The following is a 20,688-nucleotide window of genomic DNA, read 5'->3' as shown; positions in this document are numbered from 1 at the left end:
GGGCCTCTAGATAGGACGGATCGGGGTTTGGCTGAAATGGGCTCCAGCCCCTCCCCCCATGGGGGAGGCGATCGCGCAGCGATCGGTGGGGGGCGTTTTGGGGTCGTCGATCCGGGTTGCGGCCATCGGCCGATCACTCCCCCTCCGTCGCCCTTTGGGCGACACCTCCCCCACAGGGGGAGGATCTTGGACGCACAACTTGGCCGCCTCGCAGCCGGGGAGGTGCACTCATGGCAAGGCCTTGCGCATCGATCCCCGGCCGTCGGGTGAATGCATGTCCCCACCCACATCACGGCGTCATGGGACTTCAGCGCCGGACTCAGCAGGTCCGTTGGGGACACGCACTCACGGCCAGCGCCCTGCAAGCCGGCGGGCGTCCTGCCGTGAGAGCGCGTCCCCGGCTACGACTCGGCCCCTGAGGCGAGGGCGTGTCCCGAGCCGCCGACCGTCGATTAATCCAGCTTCACCAGAGGGCAGTTGAGCCGATCGACCTTGGCTTCGGCCTTGTAGGCTTTCATGGAGGTGAAGCCGGAGGCGTGCCATTCGACCCGGCCGTCCACGTCGACGAGCTTTTTCAGCATCACCACCTTGTAGAAGCAGCTCTTGGGCGTACGGACGAACCGATAGGCCCATTGGGTGGCGTCGCCCTCCCGGCGACGCTCGACCAGGGTGTAGGCCGAGGCGGGGCAGGGACTGAAGGCGGTGTTCCAGCTTAACCGCTTGGGAGTGATCTTCAGCAGTCCGCTGCAGGCCCGTCCTGTGCCTTCGAACACGCCTAGCTGGACGCGCGGCTCGACCGGCGGTGAAACGGTGGCCGGCGTCTGCGCGGGCTTGTTGGGCGCTCTGGCGAGAGCCGCCGGGGGTGCGCACAGCAGAAGCGCGAGGAGGAGGAGACGGAGCGAGGGCTTCATGGTGAGGCCTGTGAGATCCAGGTGAAAACTCTGGGGGCCGCGTCTCGATCCCTCGTCGCCGAACTAATCCAGCTTCACCAGATAGCAACTGAGACGGATATCAGAGCTGGCCTTGTAGGCCTGCATCGAGGTGAAGCCAGTGACGTTCCACGCGATCGAGCTGTCTGGGCTGACCACTTTCTTCAGCACAACCAATTTGTAGAAACAGCTCTTGGGGGCGCCGACGCGCCCATAGACCTATCGGGTGGTCCCGTCCTCCTGGCGACGCTCCGCCAGGGTGAAGGCCAAGGTGGGGCAGGAACTAAAGGGGGTCTTCCAGCTCAGCCGCTTGGGCGTGATCTTCAGCAGTCCGCTGCAGGCGCGTCCGGTGCCCTCGAAGACGCCGAGTTGAAGGCGGGGCTCGCTCGGCGGCGCAGCGGCGGCCGGCGCGGGCTTGTCGGGTGCCCCGGCGCGCGCCGCGGCGGGTGCGTACAGCAGCAGGGTGAGCAGGAAGAGGCGGGGCGCGAGCTTCATGATCGGGCCTTCGCAATTCAAACAAGGGCCGTCGGATCCGTCCTAGCATCTCCAACCGCCTGCCGTCGACTAATCCAGCTTCACCAGATAGCAACTGAGCTGGTCGTTGGAGTCGGCTCTATAGGCTTTCATCGAGGTGAAGCTGTAGGCGTTCCAGGCGATCCTGGCCTCCGGGCGGGCCACCTTTTCCAGAACAACCACCTTGTAGGTGCAGCTTTTGGGCGCGCCGACGAGCCGATAGACCCAACGGGTGGCTTCGCCCTTCTGGCGACGCTCCGCCAGGGTAAAGGTCGAGGGGGGGCAGGGGCTGAAGGGGGGGCTCCAGCTCAACTGCTTGGGTGTGATCTTCAATTGTCCACCGCAGGCGCGTCCAGTGCCGTCGAAGAGGCCGAGCTGAAGGCGGGGCTCGCCCGGCGGGACAGCGGACTCGGCCCGCACGGGCTTGTCAGGCGCCCTAGCGCGCGCCGCAGCGGGCGCACACAGCAGAAGCGCGAGGAGGAGGAGGCGGGACGAGGGTTTCATGGTCAGGTCTGTGGATCCACGTCAAAGCCATGGGCGAACGTGCAGCTTTGGCGTCCCCGAGTCATCGAGCTAGTCGAGCTTCACCAGAGGGCAGTTGAGCCAGACATTGGAGTTAGCCTTGTAGGCTTTCATCGAGGTGAAGCCGTAGACGCTCCAAGATGTCGTGTCGCTCGGGTCGACCGCCTTTTCCAGGATCACAACTTTATAGAGGCAGCTCTTGGGAGCGCCGACACGTTGATAAATCCATTGGGTGGTGGCGCCCTCCTGGCGACGCTCCGCCAGGGTGAAGGCTGACGGGGGGCAGGGATTGAAGGGGGGGCTCCAGCTTAGCCGCTTGGGGGTGATCTTCAAAAGTCCACTGCAGGCGCGTCCGGTGCCCTCGAAGACGCCCAACTGAAGGTGTGGCCTGCTCGGCGGCGAAGCGGCGGTTGGTGTCCGCGCGGGAGGATGAGGCGCTCTGTCGCGCGCCGTGGCGGGCGCGCACAGAAGCAGGGCAAGCAGAAGGAGACGGGGAGAGGGTTTCATTTGATCTTCCCCTGGCAATAGGCGAGCTTTTCGGCGTAACGACTGTCGCCGACATTGTAGAGCCGGGCCACGGTGGCGTTGTCGAGCGACTTGAAGCCGGCGATCATCTTCGTGTTCGTGGCTTTTTGAACCTTGAGGGCTCGGCCGATCTTCAATGGCCTGTGCTGGTCCATCTCGCTCTGAAGGCCGGGATTGAGCCAGTACAGGTGGCCCACGGTCGAGCCGGTGCGCTTGGCGATGCGATCGATGCTGTCACCGGCGGCGACTTTGTACTCGTCGATCGGGGCCTTGGGATTCCAGACGTCGTCGTATTTGAAGTTGGCGGCCCGCATCAGCAGATAGCCGACGCCCGCCTGGATGTTTTTCACCGGGTCGGTGCCGACATTCTGGACCGTCAAGCCGCTGGCGATGTCGCTGGGCATGATCAGTTCGCCGCCCTCCTTGCCGCCCAACAAGGCGGCCAGGCCTGGGTCGTCCTTGTTGCCGATCTGCATGGGCCGTGTCGCCCAGGCCAGTTTGGCGGTGGCTCCGGTCTCGGTCCACGCCATCGCCTTGATCAGCTTCCAGTCCAGCGCGGTGAAGCCCGGGGCCGACTGCAGGTGAGCGTTGTACTTGTCGACCGTGCTTTTGATAATCGCGTCGTAGCCGTGCCAGGCCGGGTTCGTCTTTTCCGTGTCGATGGTGTCCTTCCACAGCTGGAAGGGGGTCTTCGGGGGCAACGGCATGCGACGCTCACGGGTAGCGGACAGGGCGGGCGAAACGCGCCCAGGTAGAGCAGCTTGGGCTGGAATCCGGTTTTCGTCCAGGCGCGCGGCGGCGCCTGGCGCAGGCCCCATACGAAAAAATCCCGGAGCGGCCTTTCGGGCCGTCCGGGATTTTCGGTCCGCCGTTGGGGACGGGCTAGATGTAGCGGCGCAGCGAGCGGGCCAGTTCGGTCGGGCCCGACTTCTTCTTGGTCTGCTGCGGCTGGTAGGCGACCCGGGCGTGCTCGTTGCAGTACGGGCCGTCCGACGAGCGGCGGCCGCAGAAGGTGAAGCCGTCGGTCGACGGGTCGCCAATCGGCCACTTGCACATGTGGGCGCCCAGGGTCAGCACGGTGGCCGAGCCCGGCTCCTCGGCGCGGAACGCCGGGACCGACGGCTGCTGGGCCACGGCCGGCAGAGCCGCCGGCTCGGCGGCGATCACCCGGCGCGGCGCCGAGGGCATGGCCGTGGCGGCCGGACGCGCCGGACGCGGGGCCTTGAAGGCCGGGCGCGCCGGTTGCGACGGCGCGGCGCGGCCCGACAGGCCCAGGCGGTGCACCTTGCCGATCACGGCGTTGCGCGTGACGCCGCCCAGCTGTTTGGCGATCTGACTGGCGGACAGGCCGTCCAGCCAGAGCTTCTTCAAGGTGGTGACCCGTTCGTCAGTCCAGCTCATGACCCATCTCCGCCTAAAAAAGAGTCCGAAACGGGTTTCCCCGACTCGCCCCGGCCTCTACATCTGGTGTACGGACGACCCCGCCGGCCGCTCGCCTACCAGATAGTGTAAAGAATACGTTAAAACACACAATAGGCGCCATCCGGTCTGTCCACAGAAACAACATATTGATTCCGTCGAAGCGCCGCTTGCGCCGGGCTCGCCTCAAGCGCACATGCCAGGGGCTTGGCTGATCGAGGGCCCTGGCGGCGCCAGGCCCTCGGGCCGTTCGATCGAGACCTCCAGGACCGCAAGACCATGAAAGACGTGACGGCCTCCGTCATCCCCCCGCAGCCGCGCGACTATCACGGCTGGAACTGGAGCGGGTTCTTCACCCTCTACCAGCGCGAGATCCGCCGCTTCTGGAAGGTGGGCACCCAGACGGTGGCCGCCCCGGTGGTGACGACCCTGCTCTACATGCTGGTGTTCGTGGTGGCGGTGGGCGGCAGCCGGCCGGCGGTGGGCGGCGTGACCTTCGGCCATTTCGTGGCCCCGGGCCTGATCATGATGGCCATCCTCAACAACGCCTTCGCCAATTCGTCCTCATCGCTGATCCAGGCCAAGATGATGGGCCTGACGCCGGACTTCCTGACCCCGCCGCTGTCGCCGCTGGAGCAGGTGGCCGCGTTCGGCCTGGGCGCGGCGACGCGCGGCGTCGTGGTGGGAGCGGTCACGGCCTTGGTGATCGGCGTGCTGCCCGGCGCGGGCCTGCAGGTCAGCCACCTGTGGGCGATCGTCTATTTCGCGGTCGGCGCCTCGATCATCCTGGGCCTGGCCGGCGTGCTGGCCGGTCTGTGGGCCGAGAAGTTCGACCAGCTGGCCGCGGTGACCAATTTCCTGATCATGCCCATGACCTTCCTGTCGGGCACCTTTTACCTGGTGGACCGCCTGCCCGAGCCGTTCCGCTCGGCCAGCCACTTCAACCCGTTCTTCTACCTGATCGACGGCTTCCGCTACGGCTTCATCGGCCACGCCGACGGCTCGGTGGCGATCGGGGCGGTGGTGACCGCGGCCCTGTCGGTGGGGCTGTTCCTGTGGTGCTGGTGGCTGTTCCGGACCGGGTACCGGCTGAAGAGCTAGGTCGCCGCCAAGGGTGTTTGATGAAACGGCCGCTTCCCCAGGGAGGCGGCCGTTTTGCCTTCTACATTCTCAAAACGCCGGGATGAGCGGATTCAAGGAACCCCCTTCACCAGCACCTCGACGTCCTGCGTCGGTCCGCCGTTGATGACCGGGATGTGGGTGTCGTTGATGAACTTCAACTGCCCGTCCACCTCGACCCGGGCCGAGACGGCGATGCGGGCCGACGGCGAAACCTGGGCCGGGTCGTAGCCCAGCGAAAAGGCGACGGGCGGGGTCTGGGCGGGGATCACGGCTTCGGAAATGACCTTGGCCGGGGCGTCGGCCAGGCTGACGTCCTGCAGCCGCACGATCACCTTGGTCTGGGGCGGCAGCATGATCCGCTCGCGCCAGACGACCTGGCCGGTGACCGCCGCGCTGGACGGGCCGGACGGCGGCGCGGACGCGGCGCCGGCGCATCCGGTCAAGAGCGTGCCGGTCAAGAGCGTGAGAGCGAGGAGGGCGGGCGCGAGGGGCTTCATGGACGATCTCCTGAACCTAGGCTCCCCCGAGCGATCAAGGCGTACGGTCTTGACGATCTCAGTTCAACCGGCTGGTCCGGCATGGGACCGCAAACAGTGTGGCTCAACCGTCCCTGACACCCAAAATTCACGGCCGGTTTGTTGACAGGGCCGGCTTACACGCCGACAACGCTGGGCCTTCCGGTCCCCGCGCTTTCGAGCACGGGGGCTTCTTTCCTTTTTGGGAGGCCGTCTTGAGCACGTCGACGTCGTCTAACCCCGCACAACACCACATCATGGGCGTCTACAACCGCGCCCCGCTGGCGTTCGAGCGAGGCCGAGGCGCGCGCCTGTTCTCGACCACCGGCGAGGAATATCTGGACTGCGTGGCCGGCATCGCCACCTGCGGCCTGGGCCACGCCCACCCGGTGCTGGTCGATGCGCTGAAGACCCAGGGCGAGAAGCTCTGGCACGTCTCCAACATCTACACGATCCCCGAGCAGGAAGTGCTGGCCGACAGGCTGTGCGCGGCCACCTTCGCCGACGTGGTGTTCTTCACCAACTCCGGCACCGAGGCGATCGAGTGCGCCCTGAAGGCCGCGCGCCGCTACCACGTGGTCAACGGCCAGCCCGAGCGGGTCGACATCATCGGCTTCGACGGCTCGTTCCACGGCCGCTCGTACGCGGCGGTCAACGCCTCGGGCAATCCCGGCTACCTGGACGGCTTCGGGCCGCGCCTGCCGGGCTACATCCAGCTGCCGTTCGGCGACTGGGACGCCCTGAAGGCCGCCATCGGCCCGACCACGGCCGGGGTGATCATCGAGCCGGTGCAGGGCGAGGGCGGGGCGCGGGCCCTGACCGACGCCCAGCTCAACGAGCTGCGCCAGATCACCCGCGACGCCGGCGTCCTGCTGATCTTCGACGAGGTCCAGAGCGGCATGGGCCGGACCGGCAAGCTGTTCGCCCACGAATGGGCCAGCGACGCCGCGCCGGACATCATGGCGGTGGCCAAGGCCCTGGGCGGCGGCTTCCCGGTCGGCGCCTGCCTGGCGTCCACCGAGGGCGCGCGCGGCATGACCCCGGGCGTCCACGGCTCGACCTACGGCGGCAACCCCCTGGCCATGGCCGTGGGCAAGGCGGCGTTCGACGCGATCAACACGCCGGAGATCCTGGACAACGTGAAGACCGTCGCCGGCTTCTTCACCCAGCAGCTGGAAGGCCTCAAGGACCGCTTCCCGGACGTCATCGTCGACATCCGCGGCAAGGGCCTGCTGATCGGCATCAAGCTGGTCCCGAACAATCGCGAGTTCATGGTCCTGGCCCGCGACGAGAAGCTGCTGATCGCCGGCGGCGGCGACAACTGCGTGCGCCTGCTGCCGCCGCTGAACCTGACGGTCGAGGAAGCATCCGAGGCCATCGCCAAGCTCGAAAAGGCCTGCGAGGCCGCCCGGGCCAAAGCCGCCGCCTAAACACGGCCGCGACCGATCAAACCGCTCGTTCCGGCAAGGCCGGGGCGGGCGGGCAGGGGGATTTGCAATGACCGAACCCAGGCACTTCATCGACCTGTGGAAGCTGGACGGCCCGACGCTGCGGCTGATGCTGGAGGACGCCAAGGCCCGCAAGGCCGCCCGCGCCGGCTGGCCCAAGGGCCGCGTCGACGCCGACGCCCCGGCCGCCGACCGCGTGCTGGCGATGATCTTCCAGAAGAACTCGACCCGCACCCGCTTCTCGTTCGACGCGGCGATCCGCCAGTTGGGCGGCAGCGGCATCATTTCCACGTCCAACGACATGCAGCTGGGCCGCGGCGAGACCATCGAGGACACCGCCAAGGTGCTGTCGCGGATGGTCGATGCGGTGATGATCCGCGCCAACAGCCACGCCGACGTCGAGCGCTTCGCCCAGGTCTCGACCGTGCCGGTGATCAACGGCCTGACCGACAAGAGCCACCCGTGCCAGATCATGGCCGATCTGCTGACGATCGAGGAGCATCGCGGCGACGTCGGCGGCAAGACCATCGCCTGGGTCGGCGACGGCAACAACGTTTGTTCCAGCTTCATCCACGCCGCGCCGTTGCTGGGCTTCAAGCTGAACATCGCCTGCCCGGCGGTCTACCACCCCGACCTGGTCGACCTGGCCCGCGCCCAGGAGCGCCAGGGCCAAATCACGATGACCGACGACCCGCGCGAGGCCGTGCGCGGCGCCGACGTGGTGGTGGCCGACACCTGGGTGTCGATGGGCGACACCGACCATGACGAGCGCCTGGCGGCCCTGGAGCCCTACCAGGTCGACGACGCGCTGATGGACCTGTCGGCGCCCGACGGCGTCTTCCTGCACTGCCTGCCGGCCCACCGCGGCGAGGAGGTCACCGACAGCGTGCTGGACGGCCCGCGCTCGCTGGCCTGGGACGAGGCGGAGAACCGCATCCACGCCCAGAAGTCGGTGCTGGCCTGGTGCTTCGGGGCCATCGGCTAGGAGGCGCACGATGGCCAAGATCGAGTTCAACAAGCAGAAGCGCGACGCCCTGCTCGACAAGCTGACGCGCTATCTGGACCGCGAACTCGACTGCGAGGCCAGCCCGCTGCAGGCCGGGTTCCTGCTGGACTTCATCTCCGAGCAGATGGGGCCGTACTACTACAACCAGGGCGTCCAGGACGCCCAGCAGCTGTTCCGCGACAAGCTGGAAGACGCGGTGTACGAGATCGAGAAGCCGTTTGTGGATTGAGCGGCTGACACTTGCCCCCACCTGACCGCTTCGCGGTCTGTCCGCCCCCACAGGGGGCGGAGCCTTCGCGCCTTAGGCTCTTCCCCCTATGGGGGAAGACGGTCGCGAAGCGACCCGTAGGGGGCAGGTGCGCCAACTCTCCCCCTCGCAATTTCCGCCGAACCGCCTATCTAGCCTCCCCATGACCGACATCGCCGCCCAAACCGCCTTCGGGGACGCTCCCGACGACCTCGTTTCCGCCTTCCAGATCGAAGGCCTGCCCGTGCGCGGCCGGGCCGTGCGCCTGGGCGCGGCGGTCGACGAGGTGCTGACCCGCCACGACTATCCCGAGCCTGTCGCCAACCTGCTGGGCGAGGCCTGCGCCCTGGCCGCCCTGGTCGGCTCCAGCCTGAAGTTCGAGGGCCGGCTGATCGTCCAGGCCCAGGGCGACGGGCCCGTGCGTTACGTCGTGGTCGACTACGACACCACCGGCGCCCTGCGCGGCTATTGCCGGTTCGATCCGGACGAGGTGGCCAAGGCCTCGGAGGGTTTCGCGCGTCCAGGGGCCCGCACCCTGCTGGGCGGCGGCACCTTCGTGATGACCGTCGACCAGGGTCCGGACATGGACCGCTACCAGGGCATCACCCCGATCGAAGGCGAGACCCTGGCCCTGTGCGCCGAGCAATACTTCGCCCAGTCCGAGCAGACCCCGACCCGGGTCCGTCTGGCCGTCGGCCAGGCCGACAGCGGCGAGGGCCTGAAGTGGCGGGCCGGCGGCATCCTGATCCAGGCCATCGCCGGCGACGAGAGCCGCGGCGAGACGAAGGAGGCCTGGACCCACGTCCAGGCCCTGTTCGAGACCACCGGCGAGGACGAACTGATCGACCCGACCGTGCCGACCACCACCCTGCTGTGGCGGCTGTTCAACGAGGACGGCGTGCGCCTGCTGGAGGAAAAGCCGCTGCGCGCCTTCTGCCGCTGCTCGGAAGACCGCATCGGCGCAGTGCTGGGCTCGTTCACGGCCGAGGAAGTGGCCGAGATGATCGAGCCCGACGGCAAGATCCACGTGACCTGCGAGTACTGCTCGCGAGTCTACGCGCTGGAGCCGACGGCGGCGGCGAGCTGAAGGCGCGAAAACAAGGGTTTGGGCGGGCCGCCCGCCGGCCGGCTCCGCCAAATAGCGGTGAGCAAACGGATCCGGGCCCTCAACGCGCCGCCGGTTCCTGACGCTTGGCGGCTTGCAGGGGCGTGATCTCGATCGTCGAGACGATCGCCTCGCCCCGGCTTGGGTTGAACGCCAGCGTCAGGCCTTGATCGGCGACGCTGGTCTCGAAGGTCCTGGTCAGGGCCTTGAGCGGACCGCCGGCTTCAGCGGCCACGTCCAGGTCCGGCAGGACCCGGGCGCCACTGGCCACGACATCGAAGCGGCGCTCGCCGGCCGCCAGCTTGGGCTCGACGAAGGTCAGGCGCACGCTGTAGCGGCCGGGCGTCAGGGGGACCGCATAGATGAAGCGGCCTTGCCGGTAGCTGCTGGCGGCGTCGATCTCCTCGGTCCCGGTGATCGCCGCCCGGACCTCGGGCCGCCCATAGTCGGCGGGGGTGTTGGCCGACAGGGCCTGGCCGCCCTTGAAGAAGGCGTCCGAGCCGAACTTGACCGCCTTGCCGGCCCCGACGAGAGATCCCGCGTCGATGCGGATCGGCGCGTTCGCGTCGCTTGGGCGACGCCAGACGATGCGGTCCTCGACCGTCTGGCCTTCGAACCGGGCGCGGGCGACCAGGACGTTCTCTCCCGGCTCCAGGCGGACGGCCGGCCAGACGCAGACCCGCTGCGGACAATCGGCGCGCTCGCCCAGCGATCGGCCGTTCAGGGTGAGCTCCGTGGCCGCGCCGTTCGAATAGACGCGCACGTCCGTGACGGGATAGGCGCGGTCGACATAGCGCCGGCCGTTGATGTGGATCGTCGGCGTCGTCGCCCAGTTGGCCTTGTAGAAGTACCAGGCGTCCTTGCGGATCTTGCGGTCGTAGGTGACCAGGCCCTTGGTGTTGATATCGTCGGCGTCGCCCTCGTGGCGAATGGTGGTGGCGAAGTCGAAGGCGTTCCACAGCCAGGTTCCCCAGAGATAGGGCTTCTGCGACAGCGTCGCCCAGGCGGTCTCGTGGATGTAACTCTCATATTCCTCCGGCTGCACGCGGCCCCGGGAGTCGATTGGCCCGCCCAGAACGTCGTCGGTGTGGATGGTTACCCCGCCGCCGGCGCCATACTCCGTGACGGACAGCGGCTGGCGCGGACGCTTGGCGTGCAGCGCGTCCAGGTGCGGTCCCAGGTCTTCGGGCGCGCCGAAATACCAGCCGAAATAGCGGTTGGCGCCGCCCAGATCGGCCGCCTCGGCGGTGGTCGGAACGTCGACGCCGGCCGCGAACACCCGGCCTTCGCAGCAGGTCGCCAGCGCCGTCGGGCGACTGGGATCTTCCTCGTGCGCCAGGGTGTTCAGCGCCTTCAGCAGCGGCATGGGATCGGGCGCGCCGTCCTTGTAGCCGGTCAGGAAGGCGGGGAACGAGTTGCCGAAATCGACCTCGTTGGCGATGCCCCAGGTCGCCACCGAGGCGTGGTTGGCGTTCTGGCGGATCAGTTCCTTGAGCTGCTGGCGCGCATTTTCAACCAGGCCCGGGGTGGGCTCCAGCGCGCCGCCCGTCGTCCAGGCCGAGACCAGCGGGATCTCGTCCCACAGGACGAAGCCGTACTTGTCGGCCAGGTCGTGGATGACCTGGCCGTGCTGGTAGTGGGTCAGGCGAATGGTGTTGGCGCCCATCTCCCGCAGGATCGCCATGTCTTCCTCGACATCCGCCGCGTCGATCGCCCAGCCCTTGCCTTCGCGGTCCTGGTGATAACCGACGCCGTGCAGGCGGTAGGGCTTGCCGTTCAGCAGGAACCCGCGCTCGGGGTCGAAGCCCATCTGGCGGACGCCGAACGGCGTCGAGACGCGGTCCAGCACCTTGCCGTCGGCGCCGACCAGGTCGGTCTCCAGCCTGTAGAGGTAAGGATCGGCCGTCCCGTTCCAAGGATGGGGATCGGCCACCGACAGCGACAGCGCCGTCTCCTGGGCGCCCTTGGCGGGCAGGGCGACCGAAGCGCTGGCTTGGGCGGCCACGTGACCGGCCGCGTCATAGAGCCTGGTCTCCAGCCGGACCGGCCGGGCCTTGGCCAGGTCGTTGCGGAGCCGGGCTCGGACCTGGATCCCGGCCTTGGCCGCGGAAAGGTCGGTGGTGGTCGCATAGACCCCGGGGCCGCCGAAATCGAGCATGTCGAAATGGACGGGGCTGGTCAGCACCAGGCTGACCGGGCGGTAGAGGCCGCCGTGCACGAAGAAGTCGCCGGTCAAGGGCAGGTTGTCGGCGGTCGCCGAGCCGGGCGCGGGCTTGGTGTTGTCGGCGCGCACGACCAGCAGGTTCTGGCCGTCGGCCCGCAGGGCGTCGGTGGCGTCGAGACGGAACCGCGAAAAGCCGCCCTGGTGCTCGCCCAGATAGGCGCCGTTCAGCCAGACCTTGGCGTTGCGGCTGGCGGCGTCGAACTGCAGATAGGCGCGGCGGCCGTCCAGCCTGGGCGCGGTGAACGACAGGCGGTACCAGCCCACGCCCTGGGTCTTGTTGATCGTCTCGGACCTGTTGAGCCGCTCGACAGGGCCGGGCAGGTAGACGCCCACGCGGTTCCAGGTATGGGGCACGGTCACGCGCGCCCAATCCTGGTCGTCGAAGGCCGGGTTCTCGACGCCGCTCAGCCCGTCGTCCTGACGAAAGCGCCAGTCCTGCGCCAGCGGGGTCTGGACCCGAACCGGGTCGGACGCCGCCTCGGCGCGCGCGATCGCTGGGGCGATCAGGGGGGCGACCAGGATCGCCATCGTCGTGGCCAGCAACAATCGCTTCATCGGCATGCCTCCCACGCGCCGCCTGAATTGCGACGTTAGGGCGAGCTTAGCGCCTCGAAACGAATCTGCCAGATCAATTTACAAAAATTGGTCAGTCAGATCTCGGCGACCTTCGAGAAGCGGGCGCGGGCTCCGGCGGCGGCGCGGCGCGCTTCTTCCAGGGCGATCTCCTCGGTGGTGAACAGCAGGTGGTCCATGACCGCGGCAAGATGGGCGCGCATGGCCGCGCGGGCCGCCTGCGAATCGCGGGCTTTCAGGGCTTCGACGATCCGGCGGTGCTCGGCGACGACGGGGCGGATCTTGGCGCTGCGGGCCTTGTCGTGCAGCAGGGCGCAGGCTGGGGAGGTCGAGCGCAGGCGCCAGAGCTCGTCGATCATCAGCACGATGCCGGCATTGCGCGTGGCCCTGGCGATCGTCATGTGGAACTCGCGGTCGGCGTCCTCGGTGACCTTCGCGCGCAGGTTCTCGGCGGTCATGTCGTCCAGCAGGGCCTCAAGCTTGGCGATCTCGTCGTCGGTGATCTGCTTGGCGGCCAGCGCGGCGGCCTCGCCCTCGAACGCCAGGCGGGTCTCGGTGAGCTCAAAGGCCGTAATGGCAAAGCCTGGATGGTCTTCGCGGCCCGGCAGGCGGCGAACATAGGCGCCCGAGCCGACGCGGATGTCGATATAGCCCTGCACCTCCAGGGCGATCAGCGCCTCGCGCACCGCCGGGCGGCTGGCGCCGTATTCGACGCAGAGCTCGCGTTCGGCGGGGAGGCGGCTGCCGATCTCGTACCGTCCGGCGACCAGGTCGTCGAAAATATGCCGGGCCAGCCTCTGGTAGATTCGGTCGCCGTTCGAGGTTCCGTCCTCGGCCGCGCCGACCTTTTCCGCGCTCCCCTTTGCGCGAGCCGCCATTCCCTACCTCCAGGATCCGTCGCCGACCGCCGGGTCAGCGCGGTGATTGTGGGCCGGATCGGTCAAGTTGTCAGGCAAAAAGAGGTTGACGCAAATCCTCGATCCCCAAAATTGGTCAGGCAGATTAAGCGAGAGCGGACAGGCCGCTCATCAAGAAAAATAGGAGGGGAAACATGAACAGGCGTCTTCTTTGGATGGCCAGCGCCGCCTTGGTCGCGATGTCGGGTCACGCCTGGGCGCAGACCGCGGCCCAGCCGGCCGACGAGGCCACCGCGCTCGACACCATCGTCGTGACCGCGCAGAAACGCGAACAGAACCTCCAGGACGTGCCCGCCGCGGTCAGCGCGGTGAGCGGCGAGCAGCTTGAAACGCGCAACGTGGTCCAGGTCACGGACGTGGTGCGCATCTCGCCCAGCCTGACGGTGACCGAGAACACCAACGCCACGGGCAACAGCATCAACCTGCGGGGCATCGGCACCTTCTCGTTCAGCATCGGCATCGAGCCCAGCGTCGCCGTGGTGGTCGACGACGTCGCGCTGCTGCAGCAGGCCCAGGCCTTCTCGGGCCTCAACGACATCGCCCGCCTTGAAGTGCTGCGCGGACCGCAGGGCACGCTGTTCGGCAAGAACGCCGCCGCCGGCGTCATCAACATCGTCACCCAGGCGCCGACCAAGACCCTGACCGGCTCGGTCGGCGGCGCCCTGACCAGCGACGGCGAAAAGCGCGTCGACGGCATGATCTCCGGCCCGATCTCGGACAAGGCCGGCTTCCGCCTCAACGCCTTCTACGGTGACCGCGACGGCTATGTCCGCAACCTCAACACCGGTCACAAGCTCAACGGCGACCGCTCCTACGGCGTCCGGGGCCGGCTGGAGCTGGATCCGACCGACAATCTCAACATCGCCCTGACGGCGTCGCACACCAACACCAAGACCGACGGCCAGGTCCGCACCTTCCGGAGCGTCAAGCCCGGTGCCACCGCCTTTGGCGCGCCGCTGGCCCTGTCCGCCGTCGGCCTGACGCCCGGCCCGGACAACTACAGGATCCGCCTCGACACCGAACCGAAGAACACCAGCAAGCAGACCATGCTGACGGGGCGGGCCAACCTGGACCTTGGCCAGGCCAACCTGATCTCGATCACCGGCTATCAGGACTGGCGCTTCCGCTTCCGGGAAGACCTCGACACGCTGGGCACGCCGACCCTGCTCAACGCCGCCGACCCGACCAGCATCCTGCCGAACGGCTCCGTCGCGGGCGGTCCGTTCCATTCGACCAACTTCACCCAGGAAGTGCGCCTGGTGTCGAGCGGCGCGCGCAAGCTCGACTACCTGTTCGCCCTGTTCTACGCCGACGGCGACTCCAACCGCTCGTATTCGCGCGGGCCCAACGCCGCGACCAGCTGGGCGGCGACCGCCGGCACCAAGACCATGGCCGCCTTCACTCAGATGACCTATCACGTCGGCTCGAGCACCCACGTCGACGGCGGCCTGCGCTTCAATCACGAAGCCATTGAAGCCACCTTCATCAACCGCACGCCGACGGCGACGCCGCCGGCCAACAACGCCTCGTGCCTGTCGGTCTGCTCGGGCAAGGCCAAGGACGACCACGTCACCTACAAGGTGGCGCTGCGCCAGGACCTCGCCGACAACGTCATGGCCTATGCCTCGTTCTCGACGGGCTACAAGGGCCAGGGCTTCGACATCAGCACCGGATTCACCCCGGCCCGGGCGGCCAAGCCCGTTCGCCCCGAGACCAGCGAGGCCTACGAACTGGGTCTCAAGAGCCGCCTCCTGGAGAACCGGGTCCAGCTGAACGTCACCGGCTTCCTGACCGACTTCACCGATTTCCAGGCCCAGGGCGGCGTCACCCAGCCCGACGGCACCATCGTGCCGCAGCTGAGCAATGTCGGGGCGCTGCGCAGCAAGGGCGTCGAGATCGAGGCTTCGGCCAGGCCGGTGCGCGCCCTGCGCCTGGACGCCTCGGCCGCCTATACCGACGCGACCATCCGCGAGTTCGCCAACGCGCCGTGCTACACCAACCAGACGGTCGCGCAGGGTTGCCGTCCGGTCGGTGGCTCCAACTTCCAGGATCTCTCCGGCAGCCCCTTGGCCAATTCGCCGAAGTTCAAGTACTCGCTGGCCGGCGCCTATGACATCGCGCTGCCGAGCCTGCCGTTCGACGGCTTCGTGACCGCCGAATACACCCACCAGAGCGCGGTCATGCTCGACCTGCTGGGCACGCCGATCTCGCGCCAGAAGGCGTTCGGCGTGGTCAACGCCAGCATCGGCGTGGCGGGACGCGACGAGCAGAACTACCGCGTGGCGCTGTTCGTCAACAATCTGTTTGACCAGTCCTACGCGACCTCGCTCGGCTATACCGGCTCGTCCAACGCCGGCGCCGTCGCCCAGCTGCTGCCGCGCAATTCCAGGCGCTACGTCGGCATCCGCGCGCGGATGGGCTTCTAGCCGCGACAGGTTCCGCGCGGCGGGCCGGGTCAAGCCCTCCCCAGGGACTTTTTCCCCGGTTCCTGGGTCTTCTCGCCTCGGCGAGCGGCGGTGCGCCTGGTTGGCGCGCCGCCTTTTTCTTGTCGAGCAGCCTTGTCTGCATCCGAGGTTCGACAGCGATGTCAATGCGGTAGCTTATAGACAACGTTGTCGTGGAGGATTAGGACAACGTTGTCGTAATCACCATTCAGAGGGTGGAGCGGCCATGGCCTCGATCGGAAGGCCGGAGGAAGCAGATGGAAGCCTCAAGACGCAGGTTTCGCCGCGGGCGCCCGCTGTCCGACCGACGCGGGATGCCCACATGAACATGGTGCTTGTCAATCAGGAGCAGGTCCTGGCCCTGCGCAACGCGCTGCCGGCGGTGACCAAGGTCTGGCTCCAGGAGGTGCTGGGCGTCAGCGAAACGACCTGGCGGTCGTTGCGGGACGGAAGGCCGATCCGCCAGTCGACCTACGATCGGCTGGTCGCCAGGTTCGAGAGAACGCCGCAGGGCGCCGTCGTCGGCTCGTTCGCCGCCGCTACGTCACGAAATCACGGCGTGTCCGCAGACGCCCGGTGAAGCGGGGCAGCTCGCGCTCGCCAGGCTAGTCTCGGAGGTTGGACCGGGACCGCGGCTATCGAGCCATATCGGCCTGGACGATCGGGCGGCGTCCGGGTTTGTAGATGCTGCCCGCCAGGACAAGCGCGGCGAGGAGCAGGCCGGCGTCGACGACCCAGCCCGCTCCATCGTCCAGTCGCGCGCCGTTTACGGCCACATGGGCGCAGGCGGTGAGCGCCAGAAGGCCCGCCGTCGCGGCGCGCAGGCGGAGCGAGATCGCCGCAGGAGTCCAGAAGGCCGCCGTGGCGCTGGCCGCCAGGGTCGCGGCCCCCCAGATCGCCACCGGCGGGACCGGCAGGAACAGCGCTGCTAGCGCCGAGGCGGCGTAGGCGACGGGCTGGCTCCAGACGAAGGCGATCCAGACCCGCTCCCAGCGCGGGGCCGGGCGGCCCTTGTCGCGCCGGCGGGCCAGCCAGATGGCCACGCCGCTGGAGGTGACGGCGGTCAGGCCCAGGCCCAGCAGGAAATAGGCGACCTTGACCGGCCAGCCGCCGAACCAGCCGAAGTGCAGCGGCGTCAGGGTCGACAGCACCCGCAGGCCGACGCTGCCGCTCTCGTAACCGACCGCGCCCAGCGGCCTGGCGTCGCCGCCGACCACCACCAGTTCGCCGCGCGACAGACGGCCCGGCGTGATCAGGGCGACGCTGGCGTGTTGGCCCGCCTCGCCGGGATGCTCGACGAACAGGTAGCTGGGCCGCGCCTTCGGATAGGCGGCTTCGAGGTTGGCCAGCACCTGGGCGAGGTCGATCACCTGGGCGGCCGGGCGCGGGTCGTCGGCGACCTTGGGGCCGGCGAATAGGGCATAGGCCTTGGCGGTGTCGCCCTTGAAGGTGGCCAGGGCCAGCACGCCCACGATGATCGTCGTCAGGCCCAGGAAGGCGCCGGTCAGCGACACCACCAGGTGGAACGGCAGGCCCCAGACGCTGATGCGGTTGTGGAGGTCGGCCTCCTGCAGGCGCTTGGACCCGCCCCAGCGCAGGGCGAAGGCGTCCTTGAAGACGCGCGGGTGCGAGAGCACGCCAGACACCAGCGACGACAGCAGAGCCACGCCGGTCAGGCCGACGATGAAGCCGCCCCAGGCGCGCGGCAGGTGCAGGACCGTGTGCAGGTCGACCTGGAACCGGGTCCAGGGCGTCTTCTGCTCGCGGACGATCCGCCCGGCGGCGTCGGCGACCCAGGTGTGCTCGCGGCCTTGCGCGTCGTCGCCCTGCACGCTGAGGCGCGGATAGGTCGGCTCGGGCAGGCGGACGAACAGGTCGTGGGCCTTGGGATTCTTGGCCAGGACGGCGCGGAACGCCGCGTCGGCCGCCTGGGGCGAGGCTTGGTTCAGGATCGGCCCCGCCGGTTGCTCCCAGCGTCCGTATTCCTGAGTGAAGACGGCGATCGAGCCGGAGAAGCAGACCAGATAGATCAGCGCCGCGAAGGCCAGGCCCAGGGCCGAGTGGCCGGCCAGCATGGCGCGCACGAACTCGGCCGGGATCCTGGGCCAGATCGGCTTGCCCGTCGCCTGGCCGGACTTGGACTCATCGCGCGCCATCAGAGCGCTCCCTTCAGGAAGGCCGCGCCCAGGGTGACGACGGCGACGCCGGTCAGCACGGCGGTGGCGCGCGGGATCCTGTCGTCCGATAGGGTCCAGGCCATGCCCGCGGCCCACAGGAACGGGACCATCAGTCCGCCGATGACCATCCGGCTTTGCACCGCGCCAGGCGCGCAGATGGCGACGGCCAGGCCGCAGCCGAGGGCGGCGACGCCGGCCAGCGGTCCGGCGAGGAAGCCCCGCAGCCAGCCGCGCCAGGCGACGCGGCGGCGGTCGGAGGGCTCAAGGGCCAGTTCGCGCGGGGTCTTCCGCCTGGCCCCGCGCCATTCGACTCCCGCGCCGACCAGGGCCAGGGCCGCGGTGGAGGCCAGGGCCAGCACGATGGCCGGGCCGCGCGCGGCGCCCAGCAGGACGACGCTCAGGGCCACGGCCAGGGCCAGCAGGCCCCAGCCGCCGAGGATCAGCCACGGGCGCTGGGGCGAGGCCTGCCGCCAGGCCCGCCGCAGCAGCAGGGCGCCGGCGAGGGGCGCGGGTGCGAGGGCCAGCCCGACCAGGGCGTCCGGAGCCAGCGGTCCCATCACCAGCGGGTCTCCAACGTGACGCCGATCAGCCGGGGCTCGCTCAGCAGGGCGATCGGGACGTCGTTGCGATTGTACTGGCTGTAGGTGGCGTCCAGCAGGTTCTTGCCGAACACATAGGCGCCCCAGTGCTCGCGCTCGTAGCCGAAGCGGCCGTTGAACAGCATGCGGCTTTTGACCAGGGCCTGGCGCGCCTGGTCGACGTCGGCCTGGGAATAGGACTTGCCGCGATAATTGCCGTCCAGGTGGCCGACCAGGCCGTTGGTCCAGCGGTAGTCGACGCCGGCGCTCAGGGTCCAGCGCGGCGCGTAGGGGAACTCGGCCCCCGACAGGTCGGTGCTGGTCGTGCCGACATCGACGCTGAAGTCGTCGAACTGGGTGCGGGTGTGGCCCAGCGACGCGTACCAGCTCAGGGCTTCGTTGACGCGCTGGGCGACCTCGACCTCGAAGCCGTAGAGGTGCGACTGGCCGGCGTTCTCGACCTGGGTGTCGTAGGTGTTGAGCCCCAGATTGACGAGGACCTGCTGGTCCTTCCAGTCGACGTAGAAGGCGTTGGCGTTGACCGTCAGGGCGCCGTCCAGCCAGGCCGTGCGCAGGGCGGCCTCGTAGTTCCAGGTGTATTCCTGGTCGTAGGGCGACACCCGCGAGCGGGCGATGTTGACGGTCGAGCCGCCAGACCGGTAGCCGCGCTGGGCCGTCAGGCTGGTGGAGATGTCGTCGGTCCAGTCGTACTTGACCCCGACCTTGGGCAGGAAGGCGTTGAACTTGCGCGTCGCCTTGGGGGCGGTGGAGCCGGCCTGGGCGACCATGTTCCCGACGAACTGGTTCACCAGGGTCACATAGGCGGCGAACGGGCCGAAGGCCGCCGGGTCGGGATAGGCTCCGGCGAAGGTCGCCGACTGCACGCTGCTGCTGGTGTTGTCCTCGTGGTCATAGCGGAACCCGCCCAGCAGGCTGAGCTTCGGCGTCACGGCGAACGACCCGTCGGCGAACACGGCGGTGGTCTCGACCACCTCGGGCAGGCTGCCCGAATAATCGACCGGGATGACCGGCAGGGCTGCGACATAGAGATTGGCGAAGGCGTTGGCCTGGGCCGACGCGGCGGCCTGCTGGGCGGGGGTGGGATTGCTCACCCCGGCCAGCAGGGTCGAGGTCAGGACGCTGACCAGGGTCGGCTTGGGAAACGGCACGTTGGTGATGCTGACCGTCAGGTCCTTTGTGTCGCGCCGGGCGTGGTAGAGACCGACCAGGCCCCGGAGCCGCTCGCCCTCGTAGTTCAGCCGCAGCTCATGGGAGGCGGTCTTGATGTTCTGGTCGCGCGTGCCGTAGGCCAGCCGCTCGGCGGTGTAGTCGGTGTCGTAGCTGCCCAGGGAGTCGATCTTGTTCCACGAGGCGACGCCGGTCAGCGTCAGCGCGTCGCTCAGCCTGTAGCTCGTCTCCAGGGTGAAGATGTCGACCTTGGAATCGGTGCGGCTCGGGTCGTTCGAATAGTCCAGGCGGTGCTCGTAGTAGTCCGGCGTGTCGGTGCGGGCATAGGTGAACAGGTAGGCGGACTTGCGCCTGTTGTGGGCGTAGGTCGCCAGCACCTTGAGGCCAGGCAGGGCGGTCGGGGTCAGCAGCAGCTTGCCGCGAACGCTGAGATTGTCGACCGCGTCGACGTCCTCGTGGCGGACGGGGTTGTAGAGGAAGCCGTCGGACTCCTTCTTCTCCGCGGCCAGGCGGAAGGCCAGCTGGTCGGCGATCAACGGACCGCCGCCGGCCACGGCGATCGAACGCTCGTCGCCGCTGGCGGCGGTCACGCGGGCCCGGAAGCCGTAGTCGAAGCTGGGATCCGTGGAGCGGATGATCACCGCGCCGGCCAGCGAGTTGCGCCCCTGCAGCGTCGATTGCGGGCCGCGCAGGATCTCCACCTGACCGATGTCCCACATCTCCAGCGGACCGCTGAACACCGCCTGCTCGGGCAGGGCCGCCCCGTCGACATAGACGGTGGACAGGCCGCCGGTGCCACCGCCCGACACGTTGCTGTTGCTGATTCCGCGGATGGTGAAGCCGGTCTTGCCGTAGGTCTCGCTCATGTTGGCGGTGCGGTTGACCACGTCATAGAGCGTCTGGATGTTCTCGCGCTCGATCCGGGCGGCGGTGGTCACCGCGACGCTGGTGACCGTCTGTTGCAGGGTGCGCGACGACTTTTCGCCGGTCACGATCACGGCCTCGACGGCGGTCGACGGCGCGTCGGCCGGCGACGCGGCATTGGGCGTGGCGGCGGCGGTCTCGGCGGCGGCGGCTTGGGCGAGCGCCCATAGGCTCAGCGCGCTGGTCACCAACAGTCGTTGTCTCATGCGTACCCCCGGTAAGGAACGACGGGAGGTACTTCGCGATAATAATGAGAGTCAATCTCATTCGCAAAAACACTTGCGTGGGAAGGGGCGCGGAGCGGACGATGGC

General features: G+C 68.4%; 19 protein-coding genes. 7 read left to right on the top strand and 12 right to left on the bottom strand.

Annotated elements, in window-relative coordinates:
• Nucleotides 1–452 precede the first annotated feature (452 nt).
• The 6 genes from J2X41_RS13925 to J2X41_RS13900 form a co-directional block, all read right to left on the bottom strand.
• Complete coding sequence (locus J2X41_RS13925; RefSeq protein WP_310082566.1) at nucleotides 453–911, bottom strand: hypothetical protein; 459 nt, start codon at nucleotides 909–911, stop codon at nucleotides 453–455.
• Between the two features lie 237 nt (nucleotides 912–1,148).
• Nucleotides 1,149–1,424, bottom strand: a complete 276-nt coding sequence (locus J2X41_RS13920; protein WP_310082564.1) for a hypothetical protein — start codon at nucleotides 1,422–1,424, stop codon at nucleotides 1,149–1,151.
• 69 nt (nucleotides 1,425–1,493) lie between these two features.
• Nucleotides 1,494–1,946 carry a hypothetical protein gene (locus tag J2X41_RS13915; protein WP_310082563.1) on the bottom strand — a complete coding sequence of 151 codons (453 nt, stop codon included), beginning with the start codon at nucleotides 1,944–1,946 and terminating at the stop codon, nucleotides 1,494–1,496.
• A gap of 69 nt (nucleotides 1,947–2,015) precedes the next feature.
• Nucleotides 2,016–2,297, bottom strand: coding sequence for a hypothetical protein (locus J2X41_RS13910; protein WP_310082562.1), 282 nt, complete (start codon nucleotides 2,295–2,297; stop codon nucleotides 2,016–2,018).
• Nucleotides 2,298–2,467: 170 nt separating this feature from the next.
• The gene (locus J2X41_RS13905; RefSeq protein ID WP_310082560.1) at nucleotides 2,468–3,196 is read right to left on the bottom strand and encodes a LysM domain-containing protein; all 729 of its coding nucleotides are present in this window, start codon (nucleotides 3,194–3,196) and stop codon (nucleotides 2,468–2,470) included.
• A 175-nt stretch (nucleotides 3,197–3,371) separates the two neighbouring features.
• Nucleotides 3,372–3,890: a GcrA family cell cycle regulator gene (locus J2X41_RS13900; RefSeq protein ID WP_310082559.1), complete on the bottom strand. Its 519-nt coding sequence runs from the start codon at nucleotides 3,888–3,890 to the stop codon at nucleotides 3,372–3,374.
• Between the two features lie 297 nt (nucleotides 3,891–4,187).
• Here J2X41_RS13900 and J2X41_RS13895 point away from each other — a divergent pair, with 297 nt between their 5' ends.
• The gene (locus J2X41_RS13895) at nucleotides 4,188–5,009 is read left to right on the top strand and encodes an ABC transporter permease (protein WP_310082557.1); all 822 of its coding nucleotides are present in this window, start codon (nucleotides 4,188–4,190) and stop codon (nucleotides 5,007–5,009) included.
• Nucleotides 5,010–5,101: 92 nt separating this feature from the next.
• Here J2X41_RS13895 and J2X41_RS13890 read toward each other — a convergent pair whose 3' ends face one another.
• Nucleotides 5,102–5,527 (bottom strand): YbaY family lipoprotein, encoded by a 426-nt coding sequence (locus J2X41_RS13890; RefSeq protein ID WP_310082554.1) that lies wholly within the window; start codon nucleotides 5,525–5,527, stop codon nucleotides 5,102–5,104.
• Between the two features lie 233 nt (nucleotides 5,528–5,760).
• Between J2X41_RS13890 and J2X41_RS13885 the strand changes: the two genes are divergently transcribed.
• The 4 genes from J2X41_RS13885 (at nucleotide 5,761) to J2X41_RS13870 (ending at nucleotide 9,333) form a co-directional block, all read left to right on the top strand.
• Nucleotides 5,761–6,975 carry an aspartate aminotransferase family protein gene (locus J2X41_RS13885; RefSeq protein WP_310082552.1) on the top strand — a complete coding sequence of 405 codons (1,215 nt, stop codon included), beginning with the start codon at nucleotides 5,761–5,763 and terminating at the stop codon, nucleotides 6,973–6,975.
• Between the two features lie 67 nt (nucleotides 6,976–7,042).
• Nucleotides 7,043–7,978, top strand: a complete 936-nt coding sequence (gene argF / locus J2X41_RS13880) for an ornithine carbamoyltransferase (protein WP_310082550.1) — start codon at nucleotides 7,043–7,045, stop codon at nucleotides 7,976–7,978.
• Between the two features lie 10 nt (nucleotides 7,979–7,988).
• Nucleotides 7,989–8,228, top strand: coding sequence for a DUF2164 domain-containing protein (locus tag J2X41_RS13875; RefSeq protein WP_007668579.1), 240 nt, complete (start codon nucleotides 7,989–7,991; stop codon nucleotides 8,226–8,228).
• Nucleotides 8,229–8,409: 181 nt separating this feature from the next.
• On the top strand, nucleotides 8,410–9,333 hold the full coding sequence (locus J2X41_RS13870) for an Hsp33 family molecular chaperone (protein ID WP_310082548.1): 924 nt from the start codon (nucleotides 8,410–8,412) through the stop codon (nucleotides 9,331–9,333).
• Between the two features lie 79 nt (nucleotides 9,334–9,412).
• Here J2X41_RS13870 and J2X41_RS13865 read toward each other — a convergent pair whose 3' ends face one another.
• Both J2X41_RS13865 and J2X41_RS13860 read right to left on the bottom strand, forming a co-directional pair.
• Nucleotides 9,413–12,130: a glycoside hydrolase family 2 TIM barrel-domain containing protein gene (locus J2X41_RS13865; protein ID WP_310082547.1), complete on the bottom strand. Its 2,718-nt coding sequence runs from the start codon at nucleotides 12,128–12,130 to the stop codon at nucleotides 9,413–9,415.
• 95 nt (nucleotides 12,131–12,225) lie between these two features.
• Entirely contained in the window at nucleotides 12,226–13,026 is an 801-nt protein-coding gene (locus J2X41_RS13860; protein WP_310082545.1) for a FadR/GntR family transcriptional regulator, read from the bottom strand.
• 173 nt (nucleotides 13,027–13,199) lie between these two features.
• Here J2X41_RS13860 and J2X41_RS13855 point away from each other — a divergent pair, with 173 nt between their 5' ends.
• Nucleotides 13,200–15,491 carry a TonB-dependent receptor gene (locus J2X41_RS13855; protein WP_310082544.1) on the top strand — a complete coding sequence of 764 codons (2,292 nt, stop codon included), beginning with the start codon at nucleotides 13,200–13,202 and terminating at the stop codon, nucleotides 15,489–15,491.
• Nucleotides 15,492–15,831: 340 nt separating this feature from the next.
• Complete coding sequence (locus J2X41_RS13850; RefSeq protein ID WP_310082543.1) at nucleotides 15,832–16,089, top strand: hypothetical protein; 258 nt, start codon at nucleotides 15,832–15,834, stop codon at nucleotides 16,087–16,089.
• Between the two features lie 55 nt (nucleotides 16,090–16,144).
• Here the strand turns inward: J2X41_RS13850 and J2X41_RS13845 are convergent, their stop codons facing one another.
• From J2X41_RS13845 to J2X41_RS13835, 3 genes are read right to left on the bottom strand one after another with little or no spacing between them, the layout of a single operon-like run.
• On the bottom strand, nucleotides 16,145–17,665 hold the full coding sequence (locus J2X41_RS13845) for a PepSY-associated TM helix domain-containing protein (protein ID WP_310082542.1): 1,521 nt from the start codon (nucleotides 17,663–17,665) through the stop codon (nucleotides 16,145–16,147).
• Nucleotides 17,665–18,243, bottom strand: coding sequence for a hypothetical protein (locus J2X41_RS13840; protein ID WP_310082862.1), 579 nt, complete (start codon nucleotides 18,241–18,243; stop codon nucleotides 17,665–17,667). Before J2X41_RS13840 ends, J2X41_RS13845 begins: the two co-directional genes overlap by 1 nt.
• Nucleotides 18,243–20,582: a TonB-dependent receptor gene (locus J2X41_RS13835; RefSeq protein ID WP_310082541.1), complete on the bottom strand. Its 2,340-nt coding sequence runs from the start codon at nucleotides 20,580–20,582 to the stop codon at nucleotides 18,243–18,245. Before J2X41_RS13835 ends, J2X41_RS13840 begins: the two co-directional genes overlap by 1 nt.
• Nucleotides 20,583–20,688 lie beyond the last annotated feature (106 nt).

The organism is Caulobacter sp. BE254, assembly GCF_031457295.1.
Taxonomy (GTDB): Bacteria; Pseudomonadota; Alphaproteobacteria; order Caulobacterales; family Caulobacteraceae; genus Caulobacter.
This window is presented reverse-complemented; position numbering and strand designations above follow the sequence as displayed.

Coding starts and splice junctions, on each gene's coding strand:
- J2X41_RS13925 (WP_310082566.1), bottom strand. CDS start 911: ATGAAGCCCTCGCTCCGTCTCCTCCTCCTCGCGCTTCTGCTGTGCGCA.
- J2X41_RS13920 (WP_310082564.1), bottom strand. CDS start 1,424: ATGAAGCTCGCGCCCCGCCTCTTCCTGCTCACCCTGCTGCTGTACGCA.
- J2X41_RS13915 (WP_310082563.1), bottom strand. CDS start 1,946: ATGAAACCCTCGTCCCGCCTCCTCCTCCTCGCGCTTCTGCTGTGTGCG.
- J2X41_RS13905 (WP_310082560.1), bottom strand. CDS start 3,196: ATGCCGTTGCCCCCGAAGACCCCCTTCCAGCTGTGGAAGGACACCATC.
- J2X41_RS13900 (WP_310082559.1), bottom strand. CDS start 3,890: ATGAGCTGGACTGACGAACGGGTCACCACCTTGAAGAAGCTCTGGCTG.
- J2X41_RS13895 (WP_310082557.1), top strand. CDS start 4,188: ATGAAAGACGTGACGGCCTCCGTCATCCCCCCGCAGCCGCGCGACTAT.
- J2X41_RS13890 (WP_310082554.1), bottom strand. CDS start 5,527: ATGAAGCCCCTCGCGCCCGCCCTCCTCGCTCTCACGCTCTTGACCGGC.
- argF (WP_310082550.1), top strand. CDS start 7,043: ATGACCGAACCCAGGCACTTCATCGACCTGTGGAAGCTGGACGGCCCG.
- J2X41_RS13875 (WP_007668579.1), top strand. CDS start 7,989: ATGGCCAAGATCGAGTTCAACAAGCAGAAGCGCGACGCCCTGCTCGAC.
- J2X41_RS13870 (WP_310082548.1), top strand. CDS start 8,410: ATGACCGACATCGCCGCCCAAACCGCCTTCGGGGACGCTCCCGACGAC.
- J2X41_RS13865 (WP_310082547.1), bottom strand. CDS start 12,130: ATGAAGCGATTGTTGCTGGCCACGACGATGGCGATCCTGGTCGCCCCC.
- J2X41_RS13860 (WP_310082545.1), bottom strand. CDS start 13,026: ATGGCGGCTCGCGCAAAGGGGAGCGCGGAAAAGGTCGGCGCGGCCGAG.
- J2X41_RS13855 (WP_310082544.1), top strand. CDS start 13,200: ATGAACAGGCGTCTTCTTTGGATGGCCAGCGCCGCCTTGGTCGCGATG.
- J2X41_RS13850 (WP_310082543.1), top strand. CDS start 15,832: ATGAACATGGTGCTTGTCAATCAGGAGCAGGTCCTGGCCCTGCGCAAC.
- J2X41_RS13845 (WP_310082542.1), bottom strand. CDS start 17,665: ATGGCGCGCGATGAGTCCAAGTCCGGCCAGGCGACGGGCAAGCCGATC.
- J2X41_RS13840 (WP_310082862.1), bottom strand. CDS start 18,243: ATGGGACCGCTGGCTCCGGACGCCCTGGTCGGGCTGGCCCTCGCACCC.
- J2X41_RS13835 (WP_310082541.1), bottom strand. CDS start 20,582: ATGAGACAACGACTGTTGGTGACCAGCGCGCTGAGCCTATGGGCGCTC.